This window comes from Dolichospermum circinale AWQC310F (assembly GCF_000426925.1).
GTDB classification, from domain to species: domain Bacteria; phylum Cyanobacteriota; class Cyanobacteriia; order Cyanobacteriales; family Nostocaceae; genus Dolichospermum; species Dolichospermum circinale.
Genome location: NZ_KE384713.1, coordinates 44,403 through 61,499, shown reverse-complemented (window position 1 = coordinate 61,499; position 17,097 = coordinate 44,403). Strand labels below are relative to the sequence as shown.

Genomic DNA, 17,097 nt, shown 5'->3' with positions numbered 1-17,097 from the left:
TGTCCGTTGTCCGTTGTCCGTTGTCCGTTGTCCGTTGTCCGTTGTCCGTTGTCCGTTGTCCGTTGTCAGTTGTCCGTTGTCCGTTGTCCGTTGTCCGTTGTCCGTTGTTTTGCTACTGACCACTGACCACCGATGTCCTTTGTTGGTTGTTGGTTGTTAGTTGTCCTTTGTCCGTTGTTTTGCTACTGACCACTGACCACTGACCACTGACAACTGACTAATTAAGCATCTATCGCTTCCTGAATTGCCTTGTTATAAATCGCCCTTCCAGGAGTCGTATAAATATATTGAGAAATTAAATTTCCTTGGGCATCTTCACGGATACGACGGAATTTATACTTTAGTGTCCTTCCCCTCAGTTTCCCCAGTTCATCCCTATCCTCTATAACTTCCAAAGGTTCAGAATCTGGTTCTCCCGAATCAATTTCCCCATCAAAACGTACATAAATATAAGCATGAAGATCCACCTGCTGGGCTTCATAAGCCATAATCACATCATCCAAAGATGAAAAATATTTACCCGCTCCCTTAGTAGCCTGGGGATTTTCCGCCGTCAAATAATACGCCCCTAACACCATATCTTGACTAGGTGTAACAATAGGCCTACCCGTAGCCGGGGACAAAATATTATTACAAGCCAACATCAACAACCGCGCCTCCGCCTGACTTTCCAAAGACAAAGGCACATGAACCGCCATTTGGTCGCCGTCAAAGTCAGCATTAAAAGCCGGACAAACCAAAGGATGTAATTGAATAGCTCTACCTTCCACCAAAATCGGTTCAAAAGCTTGAATCCCCAACCTGTGCAACGTTGGCGCTCGGTTTAACATCACCGGGTGTCCTTCAATCACCTCTTGCAACACCTCCCAAACACAGGGGTCATTACGAGCAATCAACTTTTTCGCCGCCTTGATATTATTCACCATACCCGAACGAATCAAACGATTAATCACAAAAGGCTGAAACAACTCAATAGCCATTTCTCTGGGTAGTCCGCATTGGTGAATTTTTAAATTAGGTCCAACCACAATCACAGAACGTCCAGAATAATCTACCCGTTTACCCAACAGGTTTTGTCTAAACCGTCCCTGTTTACCCTCAATAATATCCGACAAAGACTTCAGCGGACGATTATTAGCACCCACCACCGTTCTCCCACGACGGCCATTGTCAATCAAAGCATCAACAGCTTCCTGTAACATCCGTTTCTCGTTACGGACAATGATTTCTGGCGCTAATATTTCCTGAAGTCTAGACAAACGATTATTACGATTAATCACCCGACGGTACAAATCATTCAAATCACTAGTAGCAAACCTACCTCCATCTAGCTGTACCATAGGACGTAAATCTGGAGGAATCACCGGAATCACCTCTAAAACCATCCACTCCGGCTTAGAACCAGTAGCAATGAAATTATCAATCACCCGCAAACGTTTAATCAACTTCGCTCGTTTTTGTCCCTTAGCGCCAATAATTTCCTCTCGTAAAGCCTCCGCCTCCTGCTCTAAATTAATATCCGCCAAAAGTCGTAATAGTGCCTCTGCACCAATACCCACTTCCACACCCTCTAACTGAGAATCTTCACTATAGATAGCATCCTCAATTTCTAGCCATTGGTCCTCACTCAGCAGTTGTTTATAAGTCAAAGTATCCGCATTACCCGGTCGTAACACACAGTAAGAATTGAAATAAACAATCTGCTCCACATCTCGCAGTGGCATATCCAAGAGAATAGCAATATAACTAGGAATACCCTTGAGATACCAAACATGAGCCACAGGAGCAGCTAGTTTAATAAAGCCCATTCTGTGACGACGAACACGAGACTCGGTTACTTCTACACCACAGCGCTCGCAAACTATACCTCTATGGCGAACCCGTTTATATTTACCACAGTGACACTCCCAGTCCTTAGCCGGTCCAAAAATGCGTTCACAGAACAAGCCGTCCATTTCTGGCTTCAGAGTGCGGTAATTAATAGTTTCTGGTTTTGTTACTTCACCTACTATCTGTCCATTAGGTAAAGTGCGTTCACCCCACTTGCGAATACGCTCTGGTGAAGCTATACCAATTTTCACATAGTCAAATTGATTAGATTGGGGGGGTCTCATAATTTTGGATTTTGGATTTTAGATTTTCGGTTTTAGATTATTTGGAATCCAGTTTCCCTATTTTGGATTTTGGATTTTGGATTTTGGATTTTGGATTTTAGATTATTTGGAATCCAGTTTCCCTATTTTGGATTTTGGATTTTGGATTTTGGATTTTAGATTATTTAGATTCCGGTTTCCCTATTTTGGATTTTGGATTTTAGATTTTGGATTGCTTAACACAAGAGGAAAAAGGTAGGTGATTTACTCTTACCTCTTCCCTCTTACCTCTTAATGACTAATCATCATCTTCTAGTGACTCATAGGAAAGCGACTCATAAACCGGTCTGGGTGGAGTACGACGGGGAGCTAAATCAGCCATTAAGTCTACCTCTACATCCAAAGAACTACCATCAACTTGGGTTTCTACCTTATGAACCGCAATATCTAAACCCAAAGATTGCAACTCTCGCATTAATACCTTAAAAGATTCTGGAGTACCAGGACGGGGAATAGCCTTACCCTTAACGATCGCATTTAAAGCCTCATTACGTCCCTGCATATCATCAGACTTCACCGTCAATAATTCCTGCAAAGTATAAGCAGCCCCAAAAGCCTCCAAAGCCCAAACTTCCATTTCTCCAAATCTTTGTCCACCCTGTTGCGCCTTACCGCCCAAAGGTTGTTGAGTAACCAGAGAATAGGGTCCAGTAGAGCGGGCGTGAATCTTGTCATCAACCAAATGCACAAGTTTAAGCATATATGCTACCCCCACAGTAACAGCACGGTCAAAAGGTTCGCCAGTGCGACCATCATAAACCATAATTTTGCCGCAATTTTCTGGGTTATATACCCAATCTCTACCCGTTTCGTCCCTAGCTTCCTGAAGTTTGCCATGCACCAAACGCCGAGAAGTTTCCTCTCCATACATTTCATCAAAAGGAGTCACCTTAAACCGCACCCCTAGATTATGTCCAGCCCAACCCAAAAGACATTCAAACACCTGACCCACATTCATCCGACTAGGTACACCCAAAGGATTGAGAACAATATCCACCGGTGAACCGTCCGCCAAATAAGGCATATCCTCTGCCGGCAGGATCCGGGAAATAATACCCTTATTACCATGTCTTCCAGCCATCTTATCCCCAACTTGGATCTTGCGCTTTTGAGCCACATAAACCCTAACCACCATATTCGCCCCCGGTGGTAACTCATCACCTTGTTCTCTGGTAAACAGCCGCACATCAACCACTCGGCCTTTTTCACCATTGGGAACTCGTAGGGAATTATCACGGACATCACGAGCCTTTTCACCGAAGATAGCCCGCAGCAGTTTTTCCTCAGGTGGTTGATCTGATTCACCTTTAGGAGTGACCTTACCCACCAGAATATCACCCGCATCAACCCAAGCCCCGATGCGGATAATACCCTGCTCATCTAATTGTCTAAGAGCATCCTCACCCACATTAGGAATTTCCCTAGTAATTTCCTCCGGTCCGAGCTTAGTTTGTCTAGCCTCAATTTCATACTTCTCAATATGGATAGAAGTATAAATATCTTCCTGTACCAAACGTTCAGAAATCAGAATCGCATCCTCATAGTTGTAACCTTCCCAGGGCATATAGGCCACAACAATATTTTGCCCTAAGGCCAGTTCTCCCCCTTCCGTAGAAGAACCATCTGCCAACACCTGACCTGCCACCACCTTCTCCCCAATTCTCACCAATGGTTTTTGGTTTAAACAAGTGTCTTGGTTAGAACGTTGATATTTAGAAAGGTTGTATCTAATTTCTTGAGGTTTATCAGTCGTCAATTGTTCATTATCTGTTGTTCGTTTTTCCGCCAATGATGACTGACCACTAATTACCGACCATTGACTACTCACCCGGACACGAATTTCCGTAGCATCCACATACACCACTTCCCCATCCGTGCGGGAAACTATTACCATCCCAGAATCTCTCGCCGCTTGTGCTTCTAAACCTGTTCCTACTAAAGGGCGTTCTGGTTTCAACAACGGTACGGCTTGGCGCTGCATATTAGAACCCATTAGCGCCCGGTTAGCATCGTCATGTTCCAAGAAGGGAATCATGCTAGTAGCAACTGAGACAATTTGCACGGGAGAAACGGCTACATAATCTACTTGTTCCGGTCCTGTGGTTGTCCAGTCTTGGCGATAGCGAACGGGTACTTGAGGTCCCTTGATGTAACCGTTTTCATCCAAGGGAACATCGCCAGTAGCAGTGCGAAGATCGTCCTCTTCATCTGCCGTCATGTACACCGGAGGAACATCAAAAAGAACCTTACCGTTTTCTACTGGTCTAAAGGGTGTTTCCAGAAACCCATACTGGTTAACGCGGGCATGGGTAGCCAATGAACCAATCAGTCCAGCGTTTGGTCCTTCTGGTGTTTCAATGGGACAAATCCGCCCGTAGTGACTGGGATGGATGTCTCGCACCGCAAACCCGGCTCTTTCTCTAGTTAAACCTCCAGGTCCCAAGGCACTCAGGCGGCGTTTATGGGTCAATTCCGCTAGGGGGTTGGTTTGGTCCATGAACTGACTGAGTTGGCTTGAACCAAAGAACTCTTTAATGGCTGCTACTAATGGTTTGGGGTTAACCAAGGATGCGGGGGTGAGAACTTCGGCGTCGGATACTGTCATCCGTTCTCGAATAATTCTTTCTAAGCGGTTTAAACCTACTCTGACTTGGTTTTGCAGTAATTCACCTACGCTTCTAACTCGACGATTTCCGAGGTGATCAATGTCATCTATGCTACCAATATCAAATTCTAGGTTAATCAGGTAATCAATGGCCGCTAGGATGTCCCCAGAGGTGAGGACGCGCATGGTGTCGGGGGCAGAAAGACGGAGTTTTTTGTTAAGTTTATAACGACCAACTTTTCCCAGATCATAGCGTTTAGGATCAAAGAAGCGGGAGTCTAAAAGTTGTTGTCCACCTAAAACTGTGGGTGGTTCACCGGGGCGAAGTTTCCGATATAATTCCATTAGGGCTTCTTCTTCGGAAAATTGCCCTTCTTTTTCTATGGTTTTTTGAAAGTATTCTGGATGACGCAAGGCATCAAATATTTCATTATCTGATAGTCCTAGTGCTTTCAGAAGTACCTGGGCTGATAGTTTCCGGGTTTTGTCTATCCGTACCCAAACTAGGTCGTTACGATCTGTTTCAAATTTGAGCCACGCGCCCCGGTTAGGTATTAAGCTGGCAGAATAAGTCCGCCGTCCGTTTTTATCTATTTCTGATTTATAGTAAACTCCAGGCGATCGCACAATTTGATTGACTATAACCCGCTCTGCTCCGTTGATAATAAATGTGCCTCTATCTGTCATCAAGGGCAAATCGCCAATAAATACTTCCTGTTCTTTAATGTCTCCTGTTTCTTTGTTCAGCAGACGGGTAGGAACATACATCTGTACTGCATAAGTGCTATCTCTACGCTTAGATTCTTCAACGCTGTACTTAGGCTCTTTGAGTTTGTAATTATTTCCTAAAAAGTGCAGTTCTAGTTTGCCAGTGTAGTCTGTAATTGGACTAAAGGAGTTCAGTTCTTCTATTAGCCCTTCTTCTAGAAACCAGCGAAAACTAGAGCGCTGAATTTCAATTAAGTCGGGTAATAGAAAGGCGGATTCCATATATTTGTCGTTAGTCATGCCTTTACCTTTGTCAACCTGGTTAAACTTGCTGATAGCTGGGTTGGTGTAGCCTGAACTTAGGCTTTGTGCTAAAATGTAAATCGGGAATGATGAAGTCTATAAATTGCGGGCAAAAGCCTGCTGTTAGTCTTTGGGTTGGGGAGTTTTTTCTACTTCACACTTCATGGTTTGTACTGTATTCTGTGACTGTAATCTCCCAAAACTGAGGATTTTGGCGAGGGTGGGATTGTAGAGCGTGGTACTGGGCATAGCATTATGGATTTGATATTGCTATGATTGTCTGCATCAGACAATTACTTTTAAGGATTTTCTATAGGTTTGATATACCGTATTCGGCATAACCGGGTCTAAATTGTTCTTTCCCTTTTAGCCACTATACTTATTACCACGGGGTAATGGCGATTGAGAGCATCCGTTTGTGAAGATTTAAGTGGATGGACAGACAATTTTGGATTTTAGATTTGGTTGTCAAGTAACCATGATTGTTGAGATTGATTCAGGGGCTTAAAACCAATAATTCACGGGCATTTTACAGTTAATACGATTACATTTACAGAATTTGTTAATAATTGTTGTCCTTTCTCTATACATTATGACTTAACCTCAATATTTGAGAGTAAATAATTTTAGCACATTTTTATTTTTTAGATGTATGATGAGTCAAATCAATATTCATCTTGGGAATGTGATTGTCATCTATAGTGCTAGACCGAATAATTTACAAGCGTTTTCGGTGGTTTTCTGGGCAATTTCCTCGATTGTTTCGCCTCGTAGTTCGGCTAAGGCCGCCGCTACATAATAAACATGAGCGGGTTCATTGCGTTTTTCACCGCGTTTAGGTACGGGTGACAAAAAGGGGCAATCTGTTTCTATGAGTAATTTATCACTACTCACCATAGCCGCGCTATCTTTAATAGTTAAAGCATTTTTAAATGTTACAGTTCCACTAAAGCTGATATAAAAACCTAAGTCTAGAAACCATTGAGTTTCTTCTGGTGTCCCTCCCCAACAGTGCATGACACCCCGTAACCTTTCCCCATACAAATCTCGCCATTTTTGCAATATATCCCTCACTGCTGGTGCAGCATCACGACAATGGATGATCACCGGTAAATTCAGTTCACAGGCGATGGCCAATTGTGATGTAAATACCTCTTGTTGATGCTGATAGTTATCTGCTTTGTAGAAATCCAAGCCCATTTCCCCAATGGCTACCACTTGGGAATGAGAACTGGCCAAAGATTTGATTAGGATAGCTGTTTGTTGATCCCATTTATCAGCATCTAGAGGATGTAGCCCTACAGCAAAGCTGAGTTCGGGGAACTGGGCTGCTATTTGGCTAATGCTGACAAATTCTTGCGGGTGAACACAGGAGTGGATCAATCGAACTACTCCTGCTGCTTGCCACCTAGCGCGGACTGCTGCTAAATCTGGCTGAAAAATGTCAAAGTTAATGTGTACGTGGGTATCTACGAGTTGCATGGCTTGTTAGTTGTCAATGTTCAATGGTCAGGGATAAACCGACCAGGACTTTGGCTAAATAGAACACGGGGTAATTGACGAGTTACCCCTAAGAATAAGGTTTCTGTTATATTTTGGCACTCGTCCTACAAACCACGGCAACCACGGGGGGATTGCCCCTACTAAGGGCAACCACGGGGGGATTGCCCCTACTAAGGGCAACCACGGGGGGATTGCCCCTACTAAGCTGTGAGGGTTTTGTGTTTGTGAGCCAGTCTTGACTTTTTCCTGGCCCCATTGTTGGGATGAAGCACGCCTTTCTTCACAGCTTTATCAATTTTGCTGTAAGCTTCGGACATTTTTACTTCTACTTCCTGCTTGAGTTCTGTTGTCGGATTAGCTGCATAAGCTTCTACAGAACTAAAGTATTTCTTCATCAGCGTCTTTACGGCTGATTTATATGCTTTATTACGCAGTCGGTTACGTTCTGCGATTTGGGCGCGTTTAAGAGCAGACTTTGTATTCGCCACAGTAATTCCAAAAAAGACTATTAATTATGTACACACACTACTAGATTTAATTAATATAGCATTATTTTCGCCAATGTTATAATTTCCAGAAAAAAATTTTTATTTGGCTAGAAGGGCTAGAAATTGAGAAGTGGGGAAATAAGGTAAAATGAGTAATTGAGGAAAAAAGGTTGCAATTGCGGGAATTAATTGTGGGAGAAGTGTGAAATTTCCTGAGTTGGTTGAGTTTTATAAAGTAGTATCAAAAAAAATCCAGGTTAAGCTAGAGAAGAGAATCAGATCCAGGTTGATAACCTAGTCAGGCAGGGCGGAGTCAAAAGTGAAGAATCAAAGGAAAGGTCAAAAAGCTTACATAATTAGCTTTTAAGCTATTTTTGAATAACTTGCTATTGATGTCATGCTGTAGTGGCGAGTAAAAAGCCTAAACCTGGTTCTGGTTTGAGAAGATTGTAAAATTTTGCATTGTCATTACTCCATGCTGCGAATTATTACTGAGCAAGCTGACGTTAGAGCAGAACTGCAAAGGATCTGTGGACGCACCCAGGATGAACAGGTAATTCACAAAGAAGCAACAGTACGCGAAGTGTTGCAAGCGGTGAAGCGCCAAGGGGACAAGGCTGTACTACACTATACAGCGGAATTTGATCAGCAAACCCTAAAACCAGAAGAACTAAAGGTAACAGGCTCAGAATTAGATGCAGCATATCAACAGGTATCTAAGGATTTGCTGCGCTCTATTCGCCTAGCTTGCGAAAAAATAGAGACTTTTCACCGTCAGCGAGTTCCCAAAAGCTGGGTACAATTTGGCGATGATGAGGTAGTATTAGGTAAGCGCTACACGCCCGTAGACTGTGCGGGTTTATATATACCAGGTGGTCGGGCTTGTTATCCGAGTACAGTGTTAATGAATGCTATTCCGGCAAAAGTAGCGGGTGTGCCACGGGTGGTGATGGTGACACCGGTGAGAGGAGGTAAAATGGTTAATCCTGCGGTTTTGGTAGCGGCTCAAGAAGCAGGAGTTCAGGAAATTTACCGAATTGGTGGCGCTCAAGCTATTGGGGCTTTGGCTTATGGGACAGAAACTATTCCCAAAGTAAATGTAATTACAGGACCGGGTAATATTTATGTCACTTTGGCGAAAAAATTAGTTTACGGAACTGTGGGTATTGATTCTTTAGCAGGTCCTAGCGAAGTGCTAATAATTGCTGATGAAACGGCTAATCCTGTGTATGTAGCTGCGGACTTGTTAGCGCAAGCAGAGCATGATCCTATGGCCGCCGCGATTTTGCTGACAACAGATGCTATTTTGGCTAAAAAAGTGCAAATCGAGGTAGAAAGACAATTGGTAAATCACCCGCGCCGGCTAGATACGGAAAAAGCGATCGCCCATTATGGTTTAATTGTGGTGGTGGAATCCCTGTCTGCCGCAGCGGAACTTTCTAACGAGTTTGCACCGGAACATTTAGAATTAGAAGTTGCTGATCCTTGGGCTTTAATTAACCATATTCGCCATGCAGGGGCAATTTTTATGGGTAGTTCTACACCTGAAGCAGTGGGAGACTATTTGGCAGGTCCAAATCATACCCTACCTACTTCTGGTGCCGCCCGTTATGCTTCGGCTTTAGGGGTAGAAACATTTTTAAAACACTCAAGTATTATCCAATACTCGCAAACCGCACTAGAAAAGGTGGCATTGGCCATTGACATATTAGCAACTACAGAGGGTTTACCTTCCCATGCTGATTCTGTTAAATTCAGGGTAGATGAGAGGTGATAGGTGGTACAACACGGGTATACTGTTAGATTGTAGATTGGGTAAAACGGAGTGTTCACGTAGCGTGCCGAAGGTGTAACCCAACACGGAAATGTTGGGTTTTTTTAAACCCAACCTACAACTGAATTAAAAATGCGAACAATTGCGGAAATTAATGAGAAAATCAGCCAAAAACGGGCAATAGTCTGGACTGCTGAAGAATTGAAAGCACGAGTTGGAGAAGTTGGTGTTAATAAAGCTGCTAAGGAAGTAGATGTAATTACCACTGGTACATTTGAACCAATGGAGTCAAGTGGTGCAATTATTAACTTAGGACATACTGATCCACCCGTAAAAATTCGGCGTTGCTGGTTAGATGGAGTACCAGCATACTCTGGTTTTGGGGCTGTGGATTTATACTTAGGTGCTAGTTGTCCAGTTGACACCATAGATGGGGAAGAAGTGCGAGAACGTGGAGGGGGTCATGTGATTGAGGATTTAATTGCGGGTAAATCTATCCAAGTACGTGCTATTGGACAAGTTACCGATTGTTATCCCAGGGCTACGTTTGAAACCACTATCACCCGTGACACCATCAATCAGTTTTACTTATTTAATCCGCGTAATCTTTATCAAAATTTTATTGTTGGTGTAAATGGTGGCGATCGCCCACTGCATACGTATTTAGGACCGTTACAGCCACGTTTAGGGAATGCAGTTTATTCTAACCCTGGTTCGCTGTCACCGTTGCTGAATGACCCCGATTTACAAATCGTTGGTATTGGGACAAAGATTTTTTTAGCTGGGGGTATTGGTTATGTAGCTTGGGAGGGGACACAACATTTCCCCTTGCAAAAGCGGTTAGAAAATCGGACACCGATTGGGCCTTCAGCCACTTTAGCGTTAATTGGCGATGCCAAACAGATGGATGCCCGATGGATACGAGGTTGTTACTTTAAAAGCTATGGACCGTCCATGATGATGGGTGTAGGCGTGCCGTTACCAGTTTTAAATGTGGGAGTGATAGAACGGTGTGCTGTCCAAGACAGAGACTTAGTAGCACCAATTGTAGATTTTTCCATTCCTCGTCGTGTCCGTCCTACCTTCGGTTTAGTGAGTTACGCCCAACTTAAATCTGGACGCATCACTATTGAAGGGAGAACGGTACGAGTAGCATCTTTAGCGAGCTTATTTCTTTCCCGAAAAGTAGCCCAAGAGTTGAAACAATGGATCAAAGAGGGGATATTTACCCTAACTGAACCAGTAGCCTCGATACCAATGGAGCGTTCTTTTTTACCTCAAGATCGTTGGACAGAGTTTTAGAAGGAGTCAGAAGTCACAGAGTCACGAATGAGAAAGAAGAAAAAACAAGCAAGAAGAAAGACAAAGAGGGAAATTCTTCAGCAAATTCCGTGTTTCTGTACCCATTAATCATCATTTCACAACGGACAACGGACAACGGACCAATTACCTATTCCCCGGTCGGCTTAGGCCTCTTAATTGGCATAGGAGTGGGGGTTTTGGGTATAGGTTTAGTAATAACCGTGGGATCACCTGCTGTCTTTCTAATGGGACGTGGGGCTTCACCATTGCGTCGGGGGGGGAATGGTTTTCTAGTACCGCTGTTAGCAACACCACGGGACGCGGCTTTGAATGGCGGTCTACGTTTTTTGGGTAAATCAGCGATCGCTTCGGCATTAATTACTACTAAAACATCCGATTCCCGTTTAACATTGAAGTCCCAGAACTTACCGACGGCTTTGGTGGTTAATATGCCCTTGAGTTTCAACTTAAAATATTTAGCTTTATCAGTAGTTTTCCGGGGAGATTGCTTGATTTTCACAACCAAACTCTTTTCATCAAAAGACTGGTAAACTACCTCACCGCGCACGGAAAAACCGCCATCAGGAACAGCTGACGAGGGTTTGAGATGATCAGAAACTACTGTCGAGTTGTCTAACTTTTGAGTAATCCCATCTGGGGTATGTTCATCTAGTGCATTTTTCGCCAGATTTTCTGGTTCCCAAACGCCAACAATTTGCAGGTGTAATGCGTCATTTTCTTGTCTGGTGCGGGGATAAACTACCCATAGATGTTCTTTTTCTAGGTCTAAGTGATTTTTGACTAAACTCATAATCCGACCTAATAGGACGGCATTAAGTTCAACCCCATCGCTGGTCAGCAGTGTTCCTTGGGTAAACTGTTCACTGCTGGCATGATAGCACCCGCGAACTAGGCCAATAGCTCGGTACTGGGTTGGTTCACTCGGAGGTGGAATTGGTTGTTCTCGATTAACTAAATGCCCGTTAGCATCGGGTTTACTCAGGTCAATGACAGAATTTTCCAGTTGAGAGGGTTGGTCTGCTAATGTATGAGCATTAACAGGGGGTGAAATCTCTTTTCTGCCTTGTTTAGAGGCTGTGGAATTTGAGGATTGAGAAGACGGCATCAGGTCGGAATTCATAAAAACTCCTTGCGGCACAAGACTTATCCCTTGGTAGGATTTGACAAAGACAGGTAGAAAAGAGCAAGCGTGTGGTTGATCAAAGTATATTTCCTTTTAATCTAGCCTTTCGCTTGATGCTTTATATGAACAGAATTACGCAAAATCTCACATTTATACACTAAATGTGTAATTTAGCCTCTTCATAACCATTGAGGCTAAGGCCACGCTAGGTTATCGGCAGCATAGCATAGCTATAATTCTGACGGATCTTCCTAAAGTCATCACTTACTTTAGCAGGATAGATATTTATTTGTTATAAAATTCACAGATAAATGACCGTATTCCGCAAAGTTTTGGAAATTTTTAACTTTGCAATTTGTAATTAATTTCATTGTTAAGATTTAGATCAAGAATAAATCCACAATTTAAAATCTGCTGATAGTGTAGCATGGCTTTGGTTCTATACACTTACATTTTGTTAACATTTAGGAGTAGAATAATATTGTGTCTGAATCGCGTAATCGCTGGATGGTTCGAGTAGTCTTGGCTTTCGCTGTTGTTGCTTTTGTGGGGGTTTCTGTTATACCCATAATTACAACATTTAACAAACCCCAATTATTACCACAGAATCAGGCCAATACTCACAACCAAGGATCTTCATTACAGCAAAATTCAAAATTAGAAGATCAAGCCCGGGGCTATGAATTAGTTTTACAGAAAGAGCCAGAAAATCAAACTGCACTCAAGGGGCTTTTGCAAGCCCGGTTACAGTTGTTGAGTCAAAAAAGCCCAGGGGAAGTTAAACCGACGGATATTCAAGTTGTGATTGAACCTTTGGAAAAACTTGCTAGACTTAATCCCCAAAAGTCAGAGTATGGGGTTTTACTGGCTCAAGCTAAACAACAAATTGGTGATCAGGAAGGAGCAGCCCAAACTTATCGTACTATTTTAACTGCAAAACCGACAGATTTGAAGGCTTTACAGGGTATGGTCAGTTTGCAATTAAATCAAAAGCGTCCAGAAGCAGCTATTGGCTTATTAGAACAAAGCTTAACGGCTGCGAAGAGTGCTAATACTATTCAGCCTGGCAGTGGGGATGTAATTGCTATTCAAATCCTTTTAGGTAATGTCTACGCTTTTCAGAAGAATGAGCTTCAGGCTATTTCTGTGTATGATCAAGCAATTAATCAAGATCCTCAAGATTTTCGTCCCGTTTTAGCAAAGGCGATGCTATTTAAACAACAAGGGAAGCTTGCTGAAGCGAAACCTTTATTTGATAAAGCTAGAGCCTTAGCTCCGTCTGAGTATAAGGACGAAATTAATCAGGTAGCAGCAGTTTCTGAGCCTAATTCTACATCATCATCATCTCCTACGGCTAGTCCATAAGCTGTTCTTTTTTATCTTTGACTTTGAAAACTCTCTGCTGCTTATAGCAGCGGGTAAAAATTGCGGGATGCTACTTTTACAACATCCTGTTAGAGATTTATAACTCCTAGCCCAAAATGACCCAAATTATTACTCAAGTTGACGCTTTTACTAATATTCCATTCACGGGAAATCCTGCGGCTGTCTGTGTTTTAGATAGTCCCAAATCTGAGTTATGGATGCAGAATATCGCTCAAGAAATGAACTTATCAGAAACCGCTTTTTTGGTGAAACAAAATGACGGTTTTAATTTGCGCTGGTTTACACCAACGGTAGAAGTTCCTCTCTGTGGACACGCCACTTTAGCCAGCGCTCATGTATTATGGTCTCAAGGACATTTATTATTAAATCAAGAGGCTCATTTCTATACAAAAAGTGGTATATTAATAGCTCAACTTGAACATGATTGGATTCAGTTGGATTTTCCGGTAAATCTCTCTCAAACTGTAACAGCACCTCCAGAATTAAGTCAAGTTTTAGGAGTGACTTATAAATCTGTTTTTGAAAATTATCTCGGTTATTTAGTTGAAGTGGAATCTGAACAATTAGTTAGAGAAATGCAGCCGAATTTCCAACAGATGAGAACTTTACCTAAAGCTGATATTATCGTCACTAGCATCGCTAATTCCGACTCAGAATATGATTTTGTCTCCCGCTTTTTTGCTCCCGGTTTAGGGATTAATGAAGACCCGGTAACAGGTGCAGCACATTGTTGTTTAGCACCATTTTGGCGGAATAAATTGGGAAAAGATCGGTTTTTAGCCTATCAAGCTTCTCGTCGAGGTGGAGTGGTAAAAGTATATTATCCAGGAAAAAACCGCGTTTTTATCTCTGGACAAGCTGTAACAGTTATGCGAGGAGAATTAACTCTAAATTAAGGATTAATTATTTAACTAAGACTTGAGATCCTGAAATTTGATCCAATATTATCAAAGATTTATATTTACTTAATTACCAGTTGCAGAAATATGAAATTTCTCACAACTGGCATAATTTACAATTTTCCAATTCTAACTTTATTTGTGACTGTCAAGTAAAGCGTGACGGGAAAAAATTCCTTTCAATTTCAAATTAGTGAATACATTTATAGAATTTACTAATTCTCGTTGTTCAGAACTTAGATTTAATGAATCCAAAGCTTGATCAATATTATTGCCATTGTGTAATTTATAGACAAGTAACTGACGTTGAGATAAATTTAAAATTCTGGCAATTTCTTTATTTCGTCGCTGACGGATAGCTTGTAATGCTTGATTTTCTTGGGGAGTAAAATCATTTTCAGATAATTCGATATTATCCTTAATTTCCCCAGAGTTAGTAAAATAGTGATTTGCTGAAGCCAAAGGAATTTCCCATAGGAAAAATGCGGAAATAAAGACAAGTACCAAAGTCAATAACCGTTGTGTCAATTTACTAATCATGTTGATTTTAATGTTAATAACAGCTTAAATCCAATTCTAGCTACAGGAATAGCATTAGATAATTTTTCTATTTTTGGTGACTACGTGCTAGAGATGGAAAAGTATTGATTTTTTACAGAACATATTTACTAATAGAGAACAGCATAAATCCTAATTTCAAGACACAGACAAGAAAATTAGGCTATTTCTATATTGGGGGTGGGCTAAAATGGATAATGTTTTCTCTATGACTAAATTCAGAAATTGATAATAAAGAAAAACATATCAGACATATAAATATTATGTTCTTTTATATTTCCCGACCCCAGGCTATCATAAAATTCATTAGCAAAGGTGATAGTCATGACAGAACAGCTATTAGAAAAACAAATAGGTCAAAATGAGGGAATAGATTTAGAAGCAGCTTTTCAAGAATCTCATATTCAGGAGATTCTCGATAAGTTAGACCAGGAGTTAGTCGGGTTAAAGTCCGTCAAAAATAAGATTAGAGAGATGGCGGCCTTGTTATTGGTTGACCGTATTCGTAAAGGCTTAGGATTAAATGCAGGTGCGCCCAGTCTACACATGACATTTCTAGGCAATCCGGGTATGGGTAAGACTACTGTAGCAATGCGTATGGCAGAAATTCTCTACCGTCTGGAATATATCCGCAAGGAAAATGTCATGTTAGTGACGCGAGATGATCTAGTTGGACAAGGTATGGGGCAAACTGCACCGAAAACTAGAGAAGTATTAAATAATGCCATGGGTGGCGTTTTGTTAGTTGATGAAGCCTATACTTTATACCGTCCAGATTATCCGGGAGATTTTGGTTTAGAAGCCATAGAAATTCTCATGCAAGTAATGGAAAACCAACGTGATGATTTGGTCGTCATTCTTGCCGGTTATAAAGACCACATGGAAAGGTTTTTTCATAGTAATCCGGGGATGAATTCTCGCATTGGACTACACATTGAATTTAACGATTATGGCGTGGATAATTTAATGGTAATTGCCCAATCCATAGTCAAAGCACAAAACTATTGCTTTAGTCCTGATGCTGAAAAAGCCTTCCGCGAATATTTAATTAAACGGAAGACCATGCCCCATTTTGCTAATGCTAGAAGTGTCCGTAATGCTATAGATAGAGCGCGTTTACGGCAAGCAAATCGTTTATTAAGTAGTGGTAAACTGTTAGAAAAACAGGATTTAATTACCATCGAAGCAGCAGATATTCTCGCTAGTCGAGTGTTTAGAGAAGGTGTTCCTGATTGCGAAACTGAAAGTTAATTTAATTCCGATCCCGGACTTATTCAAGAAGTCCGGGATATGAGACTTTGGATCTTGTGGTTTATTTTCTCATTTTGTTGATTTCTTGTTGTAGTTCTTCAATTTGCTTGCGTAATCTTTCCGCTTCATTCTCAGGTGTTTTTGGTGTAACATTGACTGAGCCAGCAGCAGAATATTCATAGTTACCTTTTCTGATTTCCTGGTATTCTTCTGATACCGCCCAACTGCGTAAATACTGCAACCGTTCCACAGGAAAAGGATGACTTAACATCATTCCCTGTGCGCCATTGTATATTAAAAACTTATATACTTGATTCAGCCCGTCATCATCTAGTGCTTGATATTTTTCTGACTGCTGAATAAATTCCTGTAAACTACATTCATGGGCATATTTATTACTACCTCCAGAAAGTTTCATCATAGATGACATGACTGGATTTAAATCATCCATGACCAATAAAGCCGCTCTATCAGCCGATAACTCAGCTTTGCGTCGCCACTCAAAAAAAGCATAAATCAAGGCTTGACTGACAAAATTACCTAAACCCAAGGTTAATTCACCCAGGACAGAAGCGGCATTCATCGCCCACATCGCCATTTGGATTAAAATAGTATGACCGCATTTAATATGGCCTAGTTCATGAGCCAACACCGTCCGCAGTTCCGACTCATTGAGTAACTCTAATAACCCAGTGTTAACGACTATGTATGGGTTGTCTTGTCCTAGTGCGTAACTATTGACTTGAGCATCTTGGGCAATAAATAATGTCGGTTCACTGCTAATATCCAAATCCCGGACACATTCCCGGAAAATTTGGTAAATAGTAGAATATTGCCGGGGTCCGACTTGTATGGAGTTACCCATTAAATAAACAAGTTGAGGGCGTTCATAGACAAATTCTACAAATTTACGAGCGATTAAGTCAAAGCCCGGTAAACTGCGTAAAGCTTGTTCTGCTTGGGTATCTAATGGATGTCTGAAGGCTGCACTGGAAATTCCCGTATAAGTTGGCATAATTTAGA

The 17,097-nt window shown here is 41.8% G+C and carries 13 protein-coding genes; 5 read left to right on the top strand and 8 right to left on the bottom strand.

The features are described 5' to 3' along the window. Window positions 1-221 precede the first annotated feature (221 nt). From ACIR310F_RS0119185 to rpsT, 5 genes are all read right to left on the bottom strand, one after another. Window positions 222-2,114, bottom strand: a complete 1,893-nt coding sequence (locus tag ACIR310F_RS0119185; protein ID WP_028085217.1) for a DNA-directed RNA polymerase subunit gamma — start codon at window positions 2,112-2,114, stop codon at window positions 222-224. Between the two features lie 277 nt (window positions 2,115-2,391). Further along, the gene (rpoB, locus tag ACIR310F_RS0119180) at window positions 2,392-5,766 is read right to left on the bottom strand and encodes a DNA-directed RNA polymerase subunit beta (RefSeq protein ID WP_028085216.1); all 3,375 of its coding nucleotides are present in this window, start codon (window positions 5,764-5,766) and stop codon (window positions 2,392-2,394) included. Between the two features lie 126 nt (window positions 5,767-5,892). Further along, complete coding sequence (locus tag ACIR310F_RS27430; protein WP_269208390.1) at window positions 5,893-6,018, bottom strand: hypothetical protein; 126 nt, start codon at window positions 6,016-6,018, stop codon at window positions 5,893-5,895. Window positions 6,019-6,465: 447 nt separating this feature from the next. After that, complete coding sequence (locus ACIR310F_RS0119175) at window positions 6,466-7,251, bottom strand: TatD family hydrolase (protein ID WP_028085215.1); 786 nt, start codon at window positions 7,249-7,251, stop codon at window positions 6,466-6,468. A gap of 221 nt (window positions 7,252-7,472) precedes the next feature. Continuing rightward, on the bottom strand, window positions 7,473-7,760 hold the full coding sequence (gene rpsT, locus ACIR310F_RS0119170) for a 30S ribosomal protein S20 (protein ID WP_028085214.1): 288 nt from the start codon (window positions 7,758-7,760) through the stop codon (window positions 7,473-7,475). A gap of 475 nt (window positions 7,761-8,235) precedes the next feature. Here rpsT and hisD point away from each other — a divergent pair, with 475 nt between their 5' ends. Together hisD and ACIR310F_RS0119160 are read left to right on the top strand one after the other, a co-directional pair. Next, on the top strand, window positions 8,236-9,534 hold the full coding sequence (gene hisD / locus ACIR310F_RS0119165; protein WP_028085213.1) for a histidinol dehydrogenase: 1,299 nt from the start codon (window positions 8,236-8,238) through the stop codon (window positions 9,532-9,534). A gap of 132 nt (window positions 9,535-9,666) precedes the next feature. Beyond that, window positions 9,667-10,836, top strand: a complete 1,170-nt coding sequence (locus tag ACIR310F_RS0119160; protein WP_028085212.1) for a homocysteine biosynthesis protein — start codon at window positions 9,667-9,669, stop codon at window positions 10,834-10,836. A 148-nt stretch (window positions 10,837-10,984) separates the two neighbouring features. Here the strand turns inward: ACIR310F_RS0119160 and ACIR310F_RS0119155 are convergent, their stop codons facing one another. Beyond that, window positions 10,985-11,977: a hypothetical protein gene (locus ACIR310F_RS0119155; protein ID WP_028085211.1), complete on the bottom strand. Its 993-nt coding sequence runs from the start codon at window positions 11,975-11,977 to the stop codon at window positions 10,985-10,987. Window positions 11,978-12,463: 486 nt separating this feature from the next. On the opposite strand from ACIR310F_RS0119155, the gene ACIR310F_RS0119150 reads away from it, so the two are divergent. Both ACIR310F_RS0119150 and ACIR310F_RS0119145 read left to right on the top strand, forming a co-directional pair. Further along, on the top strand, window positions 12,464-13,345 hold the full coding sequence (locus ACIR310F_RS0119150) for a tetratricopeptide repeat protein (RefSeq protein ID WP_028085210.1): 882 nt from the start codon (window positions 12,464-12,466) through the stop codon (window positions 13,343-13,345). Between the two features lie 116 nt (window positions 13,346-13,461). After that, the gene (locus ACIR310F_RS0119145; protein ID WP_028085209.1) at window positions 13,462-14,262 is read left to right on the top strand and encodes a PhzF family phenazine biosynthesis protein; all 801 of its coding nucleotides are present in this window, start codon (window positions 13,462-13,464) and stop codon (window positions 14,260-14,262) included. 138 nt (window positions 14,263-14,400) lie between these two features. Here the strand turns inward: ACIR310F_RS0119145 and ACIR310F_RS0119140 are convergent, their stop codons facing one another. Then, entirely contained in the window at window positions 14,401-14,805 is a 405-nt protein-coding gene (locus ACIR310F_RS0119140) for a helix-turn-helix domain-containing protein (RefSeq protein ID WP_028085208.1), read from the bottom strand. 342 nt (window positions 14,806-15,147) lie between these two features. Between ACIR310F_RS0119140 and ACIR310F_RS0119135 the strand changes: the two genes are divergently transcribed. Beyond that, window positions 15,148-16,074 (top strand): AAA family ATPase, encoded by a 927-nt coding sequence (locus ACIR310F_RS0119135; protein WP_028085207.1) that lies wholly within the window; start codon window positions 15,148-15,150, stop codon window positions 16,072-16,074. A 61-nt stretch (window positions 16,075-16,135) separates the two neighbouring features. On the opposite strand, the gene ACIR310F_RS0119130 is transcribed toward ACIR310F_RS0119135, so the two are convergent. Next, window positions 16,136-17,089, bottom strand: a complete 954-nt coding sequence (locus ACIR310F_RS0119130) for a M48 family metallopeptidase (RefSeq protein WP_028085206.1) — start codon at window positions 17,087-17,089, stop codon at window positions 16,136-16,138. Between the last annotated feature and the right edge of the window lie 8 nt (window positions 17,090-17,097).

Excerpts from the sequence above, each read along its gene's own strand:
- ACIR310F_RS0119145 (WP_028085209.1), top strand. The coding sequence starts at position 13,462 with ATGACCCAAATTATTACTCAAGTTGACGCTTTTACTAATATTCCATTC.
- ACIR310F_RS0119155 (WP_028085211.1), bottom strand. The coding sequence starts at position 11,977 with ATGAATTCCGACCTGATGCCGTCTTCTCAATCCTCAAATTCCACAGCC.
- ACIR310F_RS27430 (WP_269208390.1), bottom strand. The coding sequence starts at position 6,018 with ATGCCCAGTACCACGCTCTACAATCCCACCCTCGCCAAAATCCTCAGT.
- rpoB (WP_028085216.1), bottom strand. The coding sequence starts at position 5,766 with ATGACTAACGACAAATATATGGAATCCGCCTTTCTATTACCCGACTTA.
- ACIR310F_RS0119130 (WP_028085206.1), bottom strand. The coding sequence starts at position 17,089 with ATGCCAACTTATACGGGAATTTCCAGTGCAGCCTTCAGACATCCATTA.
- hisD (WP_028085213.1), top strand. The coding sequence starts at position 8,236 with ATGCTGCGAATTATTACTGAGCAAGCTGACGTTAGAGCAGAACTGCAA.
- ACIR310F_RS0119140 (WP_028085208.1), bottom strand. The coding sequence starts at position 14,805 with ATGATTAGTAAATTGACACAACGGTTATTGACTTTGGTACTTGTCTTT.
- ACIR310F_RS0119160 (WP_028085212.1), top strand. The coding sequence starts at position 9,667 with ATGCGAACAATTGCGGAAATTAATGAGAAAATCAGCCAAAAACGGGCA.
- ACIR310F_RS0119135 (WP_028085207.1), top strand. The coding sequence starts at position 15,148 with ATGACAGAACAGCTATTAGAAAAACAAATAGGTCAAAATGAGGGAATA.
- ACIR310F_RS0119175 (WP_028085215.1), bottom strand. The coding sequence starts at position 7,251 with ATGCAACTCGTAGATACCCACGTACACATTAACTTTGACATTTTTCAG.
- ACIR310F_RS0119185 (WP_028085217.1), bottom strand. The coding sequence starts at position 2,114 with ATGAGACCCCCCCAATCTAATCAATTTGACTATGTGAAAATTGGTATA.